The organism is Streptomyces sp. GL_141 (genome assembly GCF_057834385.1).
Genome location: NZ_CM174402.1, coordinates 6111293 through 6124770, shown reverse-complemented (window position 1 = coordinate 6124770; position 13478 = coordinate 6111293). Strand labels below are relative to the sequence as shown.

At 71.8% G+C, this 13478-nt stretch carries 16 protein-coding genes; 10 read left to right on the top strand and 6 right to left on the bottom strand.

Annotation, left to right across the window (positions count from 1 at the left end):
- Positions 1-38: 38 nt before the first annotated feature.
- The 3 genes from AC3IX6_RS27160 (at position 39) to AC3IX6_RS27150 (ending at position 2290) form a co-directional block, all read left to right on the top strand.
- A complete protein-coding gene (locus AC3IX6_RS27160) occupies positions 39-689 on the top strand; it encodes a TetR/AcrR family transcriptional regulator C-terminal domain-containing protein (protein ID WP_489365435.1) in 651 nt (216 codons plus the stop codon).
- A 70-nt stretch (positions 690-759) separates the two neighbouring features.
- On the top strand, positions 760-1434 hold the full coding sequence (locus AC3IX6_RS27155) for a hypothetical protein (protein ID WP_489365433.1): 675 nt from the start codon (positions 760-762) through the stop codon (positions 1432-1434).
- A 115-nt stretch (positions 1435-1549) separates the two neighbouring features.
- Positions 1550-2290, top strand: coding sequence for a PP2C family protein-serine/threonine phosphatase (locus tag AC3IX6_RS27150; RefSeq protein ID WP_489371574.1), 741 nt, complete (start codon positions 1550-1552; stop codon positions 2288-2290).
- A gap of 7 nt (positions 2291-2297) precedes the next feature.
- Here the strand turns inward: AC3IX6_RS27150 and AC3IX6_RS27145 are convergent, their stop codons facing one another.
- Positions 2298-2711, bottom strand: coding sequence for a winged helix-turn-helix transcriptional regulator (locus AC3IX6_RS27145; protein WP_489365432.1), 414 nt, complete (start codon positions 2709-2711; stop codon positions 2298-2300).
- A 109-nt stretch (positions 2712-2820) separates the two neighbouring features.
- Between AC3IX6_RS27145 and AC3IX6_RS27140 the strand changes: the two genes are divergently transcribed.
- The 4 genes from AC3IX6_RS27140 to AC3IX6_RS27125 all read left to right on the top strand — a co-directional run bounded on the left by AC3IX6_RS27140 (position 2821) and on the right by AC3IX6_RS27125 (position 6260).
- Positions 2821-3696 carry an SDR family oxidoreductase gene (locus tag AC3IX6_RS27140; protein WP_489365430.1) on the top strand — a complete coding sequence of 292 codons (876 nt, stop codon included), beginning with the start codon at positions 2821-2823 and terminating at the stop codon, positions 3694-3696.
- A 299-nt stretch (positions 3697-3995) separates the two neighbouring features.
- On the top strand, positions 3996-4166 hold the full coding sequence (locus tag AC3IX6_RS27135; protein ID WP_489365429.1) for a hypothetical protein: 171 nt from the start codon (positions 3996-3998) through the stop codon (positions 4164-4166).
- Positions 4167-4244: 78 nt separating this feature from the next.
- On the top strand, positions 4245-5513 hold the full coding sequence (locus AC3IX6_RS27130; protein WP_489365428.1) for a sensor histidine kinase: 1269 nt from the start codon (positions 4245-4247) through the stop codon (positions 5511-5513).
- A 21-nt stretch (positions 5514-5534) separates the two neighbouring features.
- Positions 5535-6260 carry a response regulator gene (locus AC3IX6_RS27125; protein WP_489365426.1) on the top strand — a complete coding sequence of 242 codons (726 nt, stop codon included), beginning with the start codon at positions 5535-5537 and terminating at the stop codon, positions 6258-6260.
- Here AC3IX6_RS27125 and AC3IX6_RS27120 read toward each other — a convergent pair.
- Positions 6247-7323 (bottom strand): DUF418 domain-containing protein, encoded by a 1077-nt coding sequence (locus AC3IX6_RS27120; protein WP_489365424.1) that lies wholly within the window; start codon positions 7321-7323, stop codon positions 6247-6249. The genes AC3IX6_RS27125 and AC3IX6_RS27120 overlap by 14 nt on opposite strands.
- A gap of 216 nt (positions 7324-7539) precedes the next feature.
- Here AC3IX6_RS27120 and AC3IX6_RS27115 point away from each other — a divergent pair, with 216 nt between their 5' ends.
- Entirely contained in the window at positions 7540-8340 is an 801-nt protein-coding gene (locus AC3IX6_RS27115; protein WP_489365422.1) for a siderophore-interacting protein, read from the top strand.
- Positions 8341-8347: 7 nt separating this feature from the next.
- Here AC3IX6_RS27115 and AC3IX6_RS27110 read toward each other — a convergent pair whose 3' ends face one another.
- Positions 8348-8587, bottom strand: coding sequence for a DUF397 domain-containing protein (locus AC3IX6_RS27110; protein ID WP_489365421.1), 240 nt, complete (start codon positions 8585-8587; stop codon positions 8348-8350).
- Positions 8584-9441: a helix-turn-helix domain-containing protein gene (locus AC3IX6_RS27105; protein WP_489365419.1), complete on the bottom strand. Its 858-nt coding sequence runs from the start codon at positions 9439-9441 to the stop codon at positions 8584-8586. The genes AC3IX6_RS27110 and AC3IX6_RS27105 overlap by 4 nt, the downstream gene beginning before the upstream one ends.
- Between AC3IX6_RS27105 and AC3IX6_RS27100 the strand changes: the two genes are divergently transcribed.
- On the top strand, positions 9425-10018 hold the full coding sequence (locus tag AC3IX6_RS27100; RefSeq protein WP_489365417.1) for an ATP-binding protein: 594 nt from the start codon (positions 9425-9427) through the stop codon (positions 10016-10018). The two genes, AC3IX6_RS27105 and AC3IX6_RS27100, sit on opposite strands and share 17 nt — an antisense overlap.
- 197 nt (positions 10019-10215) lie before the next feature.
- Positions 10216-11208 carry a helix-turn-helix domain-containing protein gene (locus tag AC3IX6_RS27095; RefSeq protein WP_489365415.1) on the top strand — a complete coding sequence of 331 codons (993 nt, stop codon included), beginning with the start codon at positions 10216-10218 and terminating at the stop codon, positions 11206-11208.
- A gap of 18 nt (positions 11209-11226) precedes the next feature.
- On the opposite strand, the gene AC3IX6_RS27090 is transcribed toward AC3IX6_RS27095, so the two are convergent.
- The gene (locus AC3IX6_RS27090; protein ID WP_489365414.1) at positions 11227-11868 is read right to left on the bottom strand and encodes a LysE family translocator; all 642 of its coding nucleotides are present in this window, start codon (positions 11866-11868) and stop codon (positions 11227-11229) included.
- A gap of 19 nt (positions 11869-11887) precedes the next feature.
- Positions 11888-13468 carry a B12-binding domain-containing radical SAM protein gene (locus AC3IX6_RS27085; RefSeq protein WP_489365412.1) on the bottom strand — a complete coding sequence of 527 codons (1581 nt, stop codon included), beginning with the start codon at positions 13466-13468 and terminating at the stop codon, positions 11888-11890.
- Positions 13469-13478 lie beyond the last annotated feature (10 nt).

The window sequence follows — 13478 nt, the reverse complement described above, 5'->3', positions numbered from 1 at the left end:
TTTGGCGTACGGGAAGACCTGACGGCGGGAGAAATACGATGGCGCGGCCACGCACCCCACTGCTCGACCGGGAGCGGATCGGCACTGCGGCCCTGCAACTGCTGGCCGAGCAGGGCGAGTTCAGCGTCCCGCAGATCGCCCGGGCGCTCGGGGTGCAAACCGGGTCGCTGTATCACCACGTGGACGGCCGGGCGGGGGTCATCGAGCTGATCCGGGAGCGGGTGTGCGCGGCGATCGACGGCGGCACGCTGTCCGCGCCGGAGCCCTGGGACCGGGCGCTGGAGGCCTGGGCCCGCTCGTACCGGGCCGCCTTCGCCGCCTACCCGCGAGCCATCCCGCTGCTGATGACCACCCCGGTACGGGCGCCCGCGGTGCTCGCGCAGTACGAACGGGCGGTGGCCCTCCTGCTGCGGGCCGGCTTCACCGCGGAACAGGTGATGCCGCTGCTCACGGGCCTGGAGAACCTGGTCCTGGGCTCGGCGCTGGACCTCGCCGCCCCGGATGCCATGTGGGAGCCGACCCCGGGCACCCCGCTGCTCGCCCGGGCCCTGGCCGCCCAGGGTCCCGGGCGCGCGGAGGCCGCCTTCGAGGTGGGCCTGGCGGCGTTCCTGGCGTACGCGCGGGACCTGCGGGGCGGGGCGGAGGCGGGCGGCGGGGAGTCGGGCGGCGGGGAGTCGGGTGGATCTTGAGCAACTACCCCCCGCCCGGGTGAGTACGCGTACTCACGCGCGGGCCGCGGCGTGATCGGAGACTGTCCGCATGACCCGAAACCCCGGCTCCACCAGCGCGTTCGCCCGATCCGCGCGCCGTCCGCCGCTCACCGTCGCCCTGTCGGCCCTCGCCGTGCTGGCGCTCGGCGCGTGCGGCACCGCGAAGGCGACCGGCGGAGGCGGCGAGCCGGCTGCGCCCGCGGCACCCACCGCGGCCGCCGCGTCCGCCGCGTCCGCGGAAACCGCGGGAAGCCTGTCCTCTCCGGCCCTCGCGCAGATCCAGGAGTACATCGCGCGGACCTGCCCGGCTCCGGGCACCCGGCAGGCGGGGCCGCCGACTCCGCAGGCGCCGCCGCCCGGCGCGGAGGTGGTGGACACGGGCGTCGTGCCGATCTCGCCCACGGCGGGCCCGGAAGTGGAGCTGGACACGCGCGACTGGTGCGCGGCCAACCACCACGAGCAGCGCATCGCCGAGGCCCTCTGGAACCTGGTGGACCCCAACCCCGCCAAGGTCAAGGTGGTCCTCAACGACCTCGGCTACCCCGACGCCCGCATCCACGACCTCAAGCAGTCCGGTGTGACCACGCACTTCTTCCTCGACCTGCGCGAGAAGGGCGGACGACTGTGCCTGGAGGGGACGGTCGGCGGCGAGGAGATCGCCACGATGGACAAGTGCGTGGCCCCCGCGACCGGCCCTTTCGCGGCCACGCGGACGCAGTACTGACCTCCGGAGCCGCTGACCTCCGGGGCCGCGGACACGCGCCCCGCGCCCGGCGGCGGGACAATGGGGGCGACGAGGAACGGACGCGTCTGCCGTTGAGGAGAGGCGGGAGCTCGTGGTGGCGTACATAGCCGTGACCGCCCTGAGCCATGTCGGGCTGGTCCGCGAGCACAACGAGGACAGCCTGGTCATCGGGCCGTGGACGTTGTGCGGGACCACGACCCGCAGCCCCCAGACGCTCCTGTTCCCCCTCGGCAGACCGCTCGTGGTCGCGGTCGCCGACGGGCTCGGCGGGCAGCCGGCCGGCGAGATCGCCAGCGAGCTGGTCGTCCGGGAACTCGCCATGCTCGGCCCCACGCTCGACGGCGCCGAGGCGGTCGAGGACGCGCTGAACCTCTGCAACCGCGCCGTGCACTCCGCCACCGACGGCCGTCCCGAGCTGACCGCGATGGGGACCACGGTCGCCGGCACCCTGGTCATGCCGGAGTCGCTGCTGTCGTTCAACGTCGGCGACAGCAAGGTGTACCGGGTGACCGATGACGGGCTGCGCCAGGTCAGCGTGGACGACAGTCCGCCGCTTCCGCCGGGGCAGCGCACCACCTCGGCCGTGACGCAGACCCTCGGCGGGAGCCGCGCCGAGCACGTCCTCACCCCGCACGTGGCGTCCTTCCCGCTGTCCACCGGTGACCGCTACCTGGTGTGCACCGACGGGCTGACCGACCCGGTGCCCGACGAGGCCATCGACGAGGTGCTGCGGGCGCACGACGACGGCAAGGCCGCGTTCGAGCTGTGGAAGGCCGCCATCGAGGCCGGAGGCCCCGACAACATCACGCTCGCGCTGGTGCGCATCGGGGCCTGAGGCCCCGCTACGAAAGCCCCTGGTCCGCCGCCCGCAGCTTCGCCTCGTCGTAGGCCGCGCGGGCCTTCTCCACGTCGTCGATGCGCAGGTCCGTCCAGTGGGCGAGGGCCCGGACCCGCTCGGCGGCCTCGCGGCCCATCGGGGTGAGCGAGTAGTCGACGCGGGGCGGAATGACGGGCTTGGCGTCGCGGTGCACGAAGCCGTCGCGCTCCAGGGTCTGGAGGGTCTGCGTCAGCATCTTCTCGCTGACCTTGGCGACCGTTCCGACGTGCCGGCGCAGTTCGCTGAAGCGGTACGAGCGGTCGAGCAGGGCGTCCAGGACGAGGACGCCCCAGCGGCTGGTGACGTGCTCCAGGACGAGCCGGTGCGGACACATGGCCTCGGCCCGGGTCCACTTCTCGCGCATCTCACTTACTTCCATGCCAGTACCTTACTTCAAAGTGGGTACTGTCGTTTGGTTAGTGCCCGCCGTACGGTGAGTGCACAGCCCGGAAACGGGGAGCAAGGACCGCACCAGGAGTGAACCCGCCATGAGCATCGTCGTCACCGGAGCCACCGGAGCCCTCGGCCGTCTCGTCATCGACGAGCTGCTCGACCGGGGCGTCCCCGCCGGGGAGATCGCCGCCGTCGTCCGCGACAAGGAGAAGGCCGCCCCGCTCGCCGCCCGGGGCATCGAGCTGCGCATCGCCGACTACAACGTGCCCGAGACGCTCGCCGGGGCCTTCCGCTCCGGTGACCGCGTCCTGATGATCTCCGGCAGCGAGGTCGGACAGCGGGTGGCGCAGCACTCCGCCGCGATCGACGCGGCGAAGGAGGCCGGGGTGGCGCAGTTCGCGTACACCGGGATCCTGGGCGGCCCCGAGGCGGACTTCGAGCTGGCCGCCGAGCACCGGGCGACGGAGGACCTGATCCTCGCCTCGGGCCTTCCCTACACCTTCCTGCGCAACGGCTGGTACACGGAGAACCACACCGGCAACCTGGCGCCGGTGCTCGCGCACGGGGCCGTCCTCTCCAACGCGGGCGAGGGCCGGGTCGCCTCGGCGGCGCGGGCCGACTACGCGGCGGCGGCCGCGGCCGTACTGACCGGGGAGGGCCACCTCGGCCGGGCCTACGAGCTGAGCGGGGACGTGGCGTGGTCCTTCGCGGAGTACGCGGCGGCCGTGGCGGAGGCCACCGGGCGGGAGATCGCGTACAACGCCGTGACCCCCGAGGCCCACCACGCCGTCCTCACCGGGGCGGGAGTCCCCGCGCAGTTCGCCGGGATCCTGGTCGACGTGGACCTCGCCATCGAGCGCGGCCGCCTGGCCGGCACCTCCGGCGACCTCTCCCGCCTGATCGGCCGCCCCACGACGCCGATGGCCCGGACGGTCGCGGAGGCCGTGGCCACTGCGGGGAACGCGGGCTGACCGACTCCGGACACTTGGCGGATGGCCGTTACGGGATGCGTGGGGCGGCAGTTGCACCGGTTCAGGCCGACACGTTTTCCTCCACCAAGGGAGTACCCGTGATCACCACCGTCAAGAGGGCAGCGTCCGCTCTCGCCCTGGCCTCCGTCGTGGCGGGGCTTTCCGTGATGGCTCGGCCCGGCGAGGCATCTGCCGCCACCCAGTCGACGTGCTCGCACGCACGCAGTCTCAAATGGGGTCGGGGTCATACCGTCTCCACTTGCACCCCCGTCCTCGGGCCAAGGGTCTCCGGAACGAAAATGGTCAACCAGCACCGCGCCGTCATCCACTGCGACACCATCCGCGGCCAGGGCAACGTCCACGACATCCGCGTCACCCTGTACGGCCCGTGGAAGAACCCCGGCCAGAAGTCCGAAGTCACCTGTCCGATTCGCTCCTCGCCCGCGGGATTCGGCCATGAGACCCGATAGCACCGGCCGCCGGTGCCGCTGGCGCCCTCCCCGGACTGCCTGAACCGCACGAGCGGCCGCGGCCGGTACGTTCGGCCCATGGAAGCGACAGGTGAACGGGAACGGGGAGGAAGCGGACCGGTTGGACCTCACCCGGCCGGGCGGCTCGGGCAGCTCGGGCGCCACCGCGCGGTGCTGCTCACCGGTGCCGCTTTCCTCCCCCTCTGGCTCCTCGACCTGCTCACCGCCCGCCCCTACGGCGTCCCGCTGCTGCTGGCCACCGGCGCGGCCGTGGCCCTCGTGGCCCTGCTGCCCGCCCCGCGCGGCAGGCGCGTACCCGTCGAAGGGCGGGCCGCCGCGGCCGTGTTGCTCTCCGGGGCCACCACCCTCTTCCTCGCGCTGCGCGGCGGGACCGTGGGCTTCGGGATGGGCGAAGTCCTCGTACTCCTGACCCTGCTGACCCGGACGGCCCGCCGCGGCCGGGCCGGGCCACTGGCCCTCGGGCTCTGCCTGCTGCTGGCCGCGGCGGTCGCGACCGCTCCGCTGCGCATGGGCCACGCCTCCGATCGCACCTCGCTCGCCTTCCTGCTCACCCTCGCGGCCGGCGGAGCCGCCGGGCTCGGCTGGTACCTGCGCACCCTGGACGAACGGCGCACCTGGGCCGTGGTCGAGGTGCGCGAACGGGAACGGCTCCAGCTCGCCCGCGATCTGCACGACTTCGTCGCCCACCACGTCACCGGCATGGTCGTCCAGGCCCAGGCGGCCCGGATCATCCGGGAGAGCTCCCCGGAGCAGCTCGACCCGCTGCTGCGTTCCATCGAGACCGCCGGGAACGAGACCCTCGATTCGATGCACCGCCTGGTACGGGTCCTGCGCGAGGACGGGGCCGCGACCGTCCGGCCGGGTGATCTGCTCGCGGAACTGGCCCTGTTGGTCGCCCGGTCCGGCCGGGACGGCCACGGTCCGGTGGCCCGGCTGACCGTCTCGGCGCGGGCCCGCGCCGCCGTGCTGGACCCCGAGGTGGAGACCACGGTGCACCGGGTGGTGCAGGAGTCGTTGACCAACGTAGGACGGCACGCACCGGACGCCGCGACCGTCGAGGTCGAAGTCGAGGTCGAGGTCGAGGTCGATGCGGAGGAGGGGACAGCCGGCGCGGCCCCAGGGGCTCTGCGCGTGACCGTCTCCAACGGTCCCGGTCCCGGCTCCGGCGCCTCCGCCCGTCCGCCGCTCATCGGCCGCCGGGGCGGCTTCGGTCTGATCGGCCTGCGCGAGCGGGTCGAAGCCGTCGGCGGCACCCTGTACGCCGGACCGCCGCCCACGGGCGGCTGGCGGCTCACGGCCACCCTGCCGGTCCGGGGCCGGAGCTGAGCCCTGCGCGAGAATGGCCGCATGAGCAGTGCTCCTCCCCCGGCCGCCCCGTCCCTCCCGGTCGCGCGGCCCATCCGTGTGGTGATCGCGGACGACCAGGACATGGTGCGGCTCGGCTTCCGGCTGATGCTCGACGCCCAGCCCGACCTGGAGGTCGTCGGCGAGGCCGCGGACGGCGCCTCCTGCGTGGAGCTGGCCCGGCGGCTGCGGCCCGACGTCTGCCTGGTCGACGTCCGGATGCCCAAGCTCGACGGCCTCGACGTGACCCGCGCCCTCGCCGGACCGGGGATCGCCGACCCGCTCAAGGTCGTCATCGTCACCACCTTCGACCAGGACGACTACCTCTACGGGGCCCTGCGCGCCGGCGCCGTCGGCTTCCTGCTGAAGAACGCCGGGCCCGAGCTGCTCCTCGAAGCCGTCCGTTCGGCGGCCCGGGGCGACGCGCTGGTCTCGCCCTCGGTGACGCTGCGGCTGCTGGAGCACCTGGGCGCCCAGGACGGCAGCCCCCTCGCCGGACGGCCCGGCCCCGCATCGGGACCGGGCCGGGAGAGGCTCTCGGAACGGGAGGTGGAGGTGGTCCGGCTGGTCGCGCGCGGGCACACCAATCAGGAGATCGCGGACGAGCTGTGGATCACCCTGTCGACCGTGAAGACCCATATGACGGGGGTGCAGGCCAAGCTCGGGCTGCGCAACCGCGTCGAGATCGCCTCCTGGGCCTGGGCCAACGGTCTGGTCACGCCCCGCTGACCCGCCCCGCGGTGGCCCGGTGCGCACCGCCCGCGCCCACGTCGGAGCGGCGGATCGGGACGAACTCCCACCAGGTCACGCAGCGCCAGGCCCACTCCAGCGGCCCGTAGCGGAAGCTCTTCAGCCACACCCGGCCGACGATCACCTGAAGGACCAGGATCGCGGCGGCCAGCAGCAGGGCGGCGGTCCAGCGCTTGGACTCGTCCAGCCCGAGCACCGGGGAGAGGGCGACGACGATCAGGGTGGCCCCGACGTAGTTCGTCAGCGCGAGCCGTCCGAGCGGTGCGAACACGGACTCCACGGCCCGGCCGAGCGGGCTGCGCAGCAGGAGCAGGAAGCCGCAGACGTAGGCGGTCGCGGCCAGCAGGCCGGCGATCGAGGCGGAGCGGGTGGCCACGCTGTCGAGCCAGGTGTCGTGCTGCCAGAGCGTGGCGGCGACGGCGGCGGGCGCGGACACCGCGAAGAGCACCGCGATCTGCCGGCCGCGGCCCTCCAGGGTGTCGGCGACGCCGTACCGGGCGGTCGCGGACCCGAGCAGGAAGAGCCCGGGGATGACGGCCAGCCCGCCGCCCGCCAGGGTGACCCCGGCACCCGTGGCGAGCAGACCTGCGACGAGGACGGCCCAGCGCGGCAGCCAGGTGGAGGGCAGCAGCACGAGCAGCCCGAAGATCGCGTACGGGGTCAGCGCCTCCCCGGGATGCAGCAGTTGGTGCCCGGCGCCGAGCACCGCGAGGGCGATCAGCCGGCGCAGCAGCACCAGGCGGGGGCTCGCGGTCTTCGCGGTGGCGCTCTCGTAGAAGAGGACGAAGCTCAGCCCGAAGAGGAAGGAGAAGAGCGGGAAGAACCGGTGCTGGACGGTCAGGTCCAGCACCTCGCGGGCGGGCAGCAGCTCCCCCGGGACCCGGTAGCCGATCATGCCGGTGATCTGCGGGATGTTCACCAGCAGGATGCCGCAGAGCGCGAAGCCCCGGAGGGCGTCGAGCGCGGCTATGCGTCGCCGGGTGGTGGGGGCGGGCGCGGGGGCGCTGGGCGCGCCGGGGGCCGGGGGGAACGGGGAGTGCAAGGGTGCTCCTGGAGCGGGCGGGGGACGGGGTCTTCCTCACGCTACGAAGCCCACGCGTGCCCGGCCGTCGCCCCGGGGGAGGATCCCGCCCGTACTAAAGTACGGTTCCGCGGGCAGGCCGGGCGGGGCGCCTGGTTCGCGCGGGCAAAGGTTTCGGGCAGGATGCGGGGAGGTCGGCGCACCCCCGTGGACCGCCCGGACCGAGAGGCAGCCTCCATGGCCACCGACCCCTTCCCGTTCTTCGCCCTACGGGTCCTGCGGACGCAGCGGATCAGCCCGTCCATGCTCCGGATCACCTTCGGCGGCGAGAGCCTGAAGAGGTTCGAGTCCGGCGGCTTCGACCAGAGCCTCTCCCTCTTCCTGCCGCACCCGCACCAGAGCGTGCCCGTGGTCCCCGTCGAGGAGGGCGAGAACTGGTTCGCCGCCTGGCGGGCCCTGCCCGAGGACGAACGCGCGGTCCGGCGCTCCTACACGGTCCGCGCGCAGCGCCGTACCCCGGACGAGATCGACATCGACTTCGCCCTCCACGAGGGCGCCGTCGGCCCGGCCACCCGCTGGGCGCTCGGCGCCGCGCCCGGGGACCGGATCACGGTCCAGGGCCCGGCCCTCGCGGACAACGCGGGCGTGATGTTCCGCCTCCCGCCGGACGCGGGCGGAGTGCTCCTCTTCGCGGACGGCACGGCCCTGCCCGCGCTGGCGGCGATCCTGGAACGGCTGCCGGAGGGTACGAGGGCCAGGGCCTGGATCGAGGCCCCGACCGCCGAGGACCGGATCGCGCTGCCGACTGCGGCGGACGCCGAGGTCACCTGGGTCGTCGGGGACCCGGACCCGGACCGGGTCCTGGAGGAGGTCCGCGCGTACGAACCCCCGTACCCGGGCGGCCCGTACGCGTGGATCGCCGGCGAATCCGCCACCGTCCGCGCGCTCCGGCGCCACCTCGTCGGGGAACGGGGGCTCGACCGCGAGGCCGTCACCTTCTGCGGCTACTGGCGGCGCGGGCTCAGCGAGGACGACTGAGCCGTGCTCAGGCGGCCGCGTACCGCACGAACCCGGCCCAGGTGGCGGGGGCCACTGCGAGGGGAGCGCGGGCGATGTCCTTGGAGTCCCGGATGAGGATGGACTCGGGGAGCATGGCGATCTCGACGCAGTCCGGTCCGTCGTTGGTGCTGTAGCTGCTCTTGACCCAGGCGACTTCGACGCAATCGTTGCTGTCGCTGGCGCTGTAGCTGCTCTTGACCCAGGTCGGGCTGCTGGAGGCTGTCATGTCTCCCCTAGTACCTTCTCGATGAAAGTCCGCGACTCACGTGGTGTGAGAGCCTGCGCTCGGATCATCCCATAGCGCATATCCAGGATCTGAACCTCTTTCGGCTCGGTGATCACGCGGCTGACCAGCTGAACCTCGTTGTGCCCGACCGTCGTTCCGTCCTTCAGTCGAATGAGCTTGAGCGATCCGGCGAGGCCTGCATGGTCCTCGACGGCGGTAGGCATGATTTGGATCTCTACGTGCCGCAGCTTGCCGACCTCAAGCAGGTACTCAAGTTGCCGACGCATCACCAGGTTGCCCCCGACCGGCCGCCGAAGCACGGCCTCCTCCTGCACCACGGTCAGCAGCGGTGCCGGATGCTGGCGGATTACACCCTGCCGCGCCAGCCTGGCCGAGACGAGCCGCTCAACATGCTCTTCCCCGTAGGCCGGCCGCCGGAGGGCATACAGCGCACGGGCGTACTCCTCGGTCTGCAACAGACCCGGCACGACGATGTTGTCGTAGGCACCGATCTCCACCGCGTCGGACTCCAGCTTCGCCAGGTCCCGGACCTTCTTCGGGTAGCGGGCTCGCTCCACATCGGTCTTCATCGCGGCGATCTTGCCGCTCGCGCCGAGGATCTCGTCCGCCTTGTCCAAGTACTCCGGGCGCGGAATTCGCTTGCCTCGTTCGATCTTGTAGATGAGATTCGGCCCGTATCCCATCCGTGAACCGAATTGCGTTCGGTCGAGACCGGCCGCTTCCCGCCACATTTTCAGTTGGCGGCCCACGGCGGCGATTACCGCACCCGCTTCGTCCTCCGGGTCGAGTTCCCAACTGGATTCGCTCGACTCATCGGTGCTGTCTGCGCTCACAACCACCCCCAGGGGACAGGCGGGACAGGGTCGGACACCCCGGGACAGCCGCTGTACACGACGGCCACTTCCCTGTTCAGGTTACGCACGGCTCGCCACGCTCAGTCACGTGAATCAGGAAATCGCCTTCGTCGCCACGCTCCCCGCCACCCCGCACGGCGCCCGCTCCGCGCGACAGCTCGCCGCCGCGCAACTCGCGGACTGGGGGCTACCGTTCCCCGACGCGGCCCAGGTCGTCGCCGAGCTCGCCGCCAATGCCGTCACGCACGGCCGGGTCCCGGGAAGGAGGTTCCGGCTCGCGCTGACCGCGTCCGGGGCCACGCTCCGTATCGAGGTGAGCGACACCCGGGCCGAGTGCGGACCGCCGCCCACCGTCGAACTCCCCGCGCCCGACTCGGAGTCCGGTCGGGGGCTTGCACTCGTCGCGGCACTGGCGGACCGGTGGGGTGTGTCCGTGGGGCCGGTTCCGTTGAAAACGGTGTGGGCGGAAATTGGCCCGCCGGGACCTGATTCACCGGGTTCGGGTTTCCGGGATCCGGTGGGTGGTGTGTCGGCGACTCGGAACGTAACCCCTTAAAGAACCTAGGGAAATAACCCAACCCCACCAAACCCCGCGCGAGCTCACTCGGTCGGGTGAATGCACCCAACTCGGCTGGCGCATATGCCAATCCGTGGTGCAGGCTCAGCCCCGACAACTCCAGATACGCGAACGGCCCCCGACGGGACTGGCATCCCGGCCGAGGGCCTCACCGCTCAGGAAGTTAGGAGCTTCCAGTGGCTGTTCAGCAGCTTAGCGCGCCGTCGCGCGCTCCGTACGGCAACCAGACCGGCATCATGCAGAAGAAGCAACCCCGGTCCGAGCGCTACGTAAAGATCACCAACGAGCTCGCCCAGCACCGCGAGTTGAGCATGTCGGCGATCGGCCTCTCCACGTACATCCAGTCCCTTCCCAACGGTACGGATGTGTCCATCAGGGCCTTGCAGAGGCATTTCCCCGAGGGGGGAACCCGCATCGCCGCCGCTCTGCGCGAGCTCGAAGCCACCGGCTACCTGGCCAGGACCCGGGTGCGGCTCCCCTCGGGACGCATCGTCACGCAGACGGTGTCGTACAACGTCCCGCTCGACCAGTGGGAACAGCAGCCGCCCCAGCAGGTCCGGGAGCAGGTCCCGCCGCCCGCCCTGACCTTGGTACCGGAGCCGGCCGAGGAGTCCGACCCGGAGCCGGACCCCGAGCCGGACCCGGATCCCGACCCCGCCCCCAGCCCGGCCCCCGCCCCCGAGCCCGTCCCGGCCGCGGCCCCCGCCACCGATGCCGAGGCCCCGCCCCAGCAGGCGAGCACCCCACAGCCCCGCCGGGCTCACACCCCCTCCGGGCCGCTCCCAGAGCGGCACCGCGAAGCCGCCGAGCTGCTCACCCGGCTGAGGGTGCGCGATCCGCGGCTGATGCTGTCGGAGCGGGACGTGCACCGGCTCGCGCCCGCGCTCACCGGCTGGCTGGAGCTCGGGCTGAGCCGGGCCGCCGTCAGTGCCACCCTGGCGGGCTGTCTTCCCGACGGGCCGATCCGGTCGGCCGCGGGGCTGCTGGCGTACCGGCTCAGGGAGTTGCGGCCGCCCGGCCTGCCGCGGAGCCCGCTCGGGGTCCGGCCCCCGGACACGGTGCTCCATCCGATCCAGACCTGCGAGGACTGCGAAGCGATCGCCTTCCGCGCCCCCGCCCCGGGCCCATGCAACTCCTGCAGCGCCGCGAGGGCCGCCCGAGCCGCCTGACCGGCTCGGAGCGGACGCTCACATGCCTGCCGTCACCAGGGTGCCGACGCCCAACAGCGCCAGGATGCCCGAGCTGATCCACCCCATCGTGCGGGTGATCTTCGGCTTCTGCAGCCATACGACCGCCTTGGCGGCCGCCTTCGCCAGGAGCACCAGCCAGGCGACCGCGACCACGCCGTCGATGATGCCGAGGACCATGATCGAGCCGAAGCCGACGGCGTCGGCAGGCAGGAACTGCGGTACGACGGCGAGGAAGAACAGCCCCACCTTCGGATTCAGCATGCACGAGAACAGTCCGGAGTTCAGGGCCGCCCGGGTTCCGCGTGGAGGCGGCGGGCCGCCTCGTGGCGGAGCGGCGGCGGAGACGTCGTCGCCGCGGACGAACTCGATGAATCCGGTGACTCCGAGGTAGAGCAGGTACAGGCCGCCGATCACCTTGACCACGAAGAAGGCGGCTGCCGACCTTTCGAGAACGGCGCCCAGGCCGAGCGCCACGATCGCGGCCCAGAACAGCGAGCCGATTCCCGATCCGAACGCGGCAGCGACGCCGTAGCGGGCTCCGGAGAGGCTGTACCTGAGGATCAGGAACGTGTCCGGCCCCGGCGTGATCGCCAGGATCAGGCAGAGTCCTGCGAATCCCGTCAGCAGGGTGAGAGTCATCGCCGGGACGCCTCTTCCGTCAGCCGCCGACCGTGACGCCGAGCTGTTTTCCGTAGTCGCGCACTTCGGCCCTGGCCCCGGCGAGGTCGTCCAGGGTGAGGCCCGGCATCACCGACTCCACGTAGTCCGCCATCGCCTCCTCCCTGTCGATGATGTCCTTGCCCCGCCACTTCCTGGCGCGCAGCTCGTGCTCCTGCCGGCTGGGCATCGACAGTTTGAGCTCGTCGGCGTTCGCGCGGGCCAGCACCGGGTCGAGCAGCATCTTGAAGTCCAGGGATCCCGGCTCGGGGGACAGTACTTCGACGTCGAGGGAGGCGATGGCGCCGGCCCCGGAGGCCAGCAGCGCCTTCATCGAATCGATGTTCTCCCGCATCAGCGCGGCATCCATGCCCAGATGGCCGATGACGAAGCCGACTTTGAGGAGGAGGCCGTTGTTCTTGGCCGACTGGAGGGCCTTCACGTTGTGATCGAACATCTTCTCGGCGCGGAACCGCGAGTCGTTCTCGCGGATCGACACCAGGGGTTTGCGCATCGCCTGCAGGGAGACCGGGGTCCCCGCGTCGAGCCCGACCATGAGCTGACGTACGCCGAGCGCACGTAAGTTGGCGGCGTGTCGCTCGTCGGACAGGCCGTCCGCCCGGGCGTAGCCCACCATCACAGGGCGGTCGTCCTCGGAGAGGTCCGCCCACCATCCGGGCGGTGAGGAGACCATCTCCCGCAGCAGCCTGCCGAAGGTCAGGGGCAGTTCGTCGGCGGTCAGGTAAAGGTAGTCGTAGCCGGACGCGTGCGCCGCGCGGATCACTTCCCACGCCGATTCCCCGTCGGGGACGGAGTTGCGCCACATGCCGCCGAACTGGATCGAGCAGAAGGAACAGGCGTCGTTCCGGGCGAACTTGATGCAGCCCCGGCCGATCTCGACGGGCATTCCCGCGGTCACCCTGCGGCCCGTCAAGTGCTCGAAGGTCGGCACGACCCGGTTGCCGAAATTACCGTCGTACAAAGACGAGTGATCGAAGACGGCGTCGATCAGCGAGTAGTCGATCCGGGTGTAGACGGGCTCGCTCCGCTGCGGCTGCACCGTCATGTCCGTGCCGTCGAAACTGGCGAGGCCGGGATAGACGCCACCCGCCACCGCACCGCCGCTGCCGAGGGTGGCTATGAGATCGACGAGGCCGCCGACGACCTCGTTCCCGACGAACGCGTAGTCGATCACCCCTCGCTGCGAGGACAGGCACTCGCGGGGAAGCGCCGTCACGTGGTCGTTGCCCACGATCGTGACGATCCGGCTGTTCACGCGCTTGGCGGCGGCGCATAAGTGCAGTCCGGCCTCGTAGGTGGCGGTGAGCGCGCTGACGCACAGCGCGAGGATGTCGCCGGCGTTGTCCTCGACATAGGCGAGCACCTCCGGCCAGGGCATCACGGTCCCGTCGATGTACACCGGATCGACGCCGGGGACGGAGCGCAGCGCGGAGGCCAGGGTGAGGATCCCGAGGTTGGGGAAATCGGACCAGTCCGTGTGTTCCTCGGGCCGGGTGACCGTGCAGGAAACACCGTCCAGAACGGTGTTGGAGTTCGGCGGGCTGACCACAAGTACCTTCATCTTGACTCTC

Coding starts and splice junctions, on each gene's coding strand:
- AC3IX6_RS27160 (WP_489365435.1), top strand. CDS start 39: ATGGCGCGGCCACGCACCCCACTGCTCGACCGGGAGCGGATCGGCACT.
- AC3IX6_RS27155 (WP_489365433.1), top strand. CDS start 760: ATGACCCGAAACCCCGGCTCCACCAGCGCGTTCGCCCGATCCGCGCGC.
- AC3IX6_RS27145 (WP_489365432.1), bottom strand. CDS start 2,711: ATGGAAGTAAGTGAGATGCGCGAGAAGTGGACCCGGGCCGAGGCCATG.
- AC3IX6_RS27140 (WP_489365430.1), top strand. CDS start 2,821: ATGAGCATCGTCGTCACCGGAGCCACCGGAGCCCTCGGCCGTCTCGTC.
- AC3IX6_RS27135 (WP_489365429.1), top strand. CDS start 3,996: ATGGTCAACCAGCACCGCGCCGTCATCCACTGCGACACCATCCGCGGC.
- AC3IX6_RS27130 (WP_489365428.1), top strand. CDS start 4,245: ATGGAAGCGACAGGTGAACGGGAACGGGGAGGAAGCGGACCGGTTGGA.
- AC3IX6_RS27125 (WP_489365426.1), top strand. CDS start 5,535: ATGAGCAGTGCTCCTCCCCCGGCCGCCCCGTCCCTCCCGGTCGCGCGG.
- AC3IX6_RS27115 (WP_489365422.1), top strand. CDS start 7,540: ATGGCCACCGACCCCTTCCCGTTCTTCGCCCTACGGGTCCTGCGGACG.
- AC3IX6_RS27110 (WP_489365421.1), bottom strand. CDS start 8,587: ATGACAGCCTCCAGCAGCCCGACCTGGGTCAAGAGCAGCTACAGCGCC.
- AC3IX6_RS27090 (WP_489365414.1), bottom strand. CDS start 11,868: ATGACTCTCACCCTGCTGACGGGATTCGCAGGACTCTGCCTGATCCTG.
- AC3IX6_RS27085 (WP_489365412.1), bottom strand. CDS start 13,468: ATGAAGGTACTTGTGGTCAGCCCGCCGAACTCCAACACCGTTCTGGAC.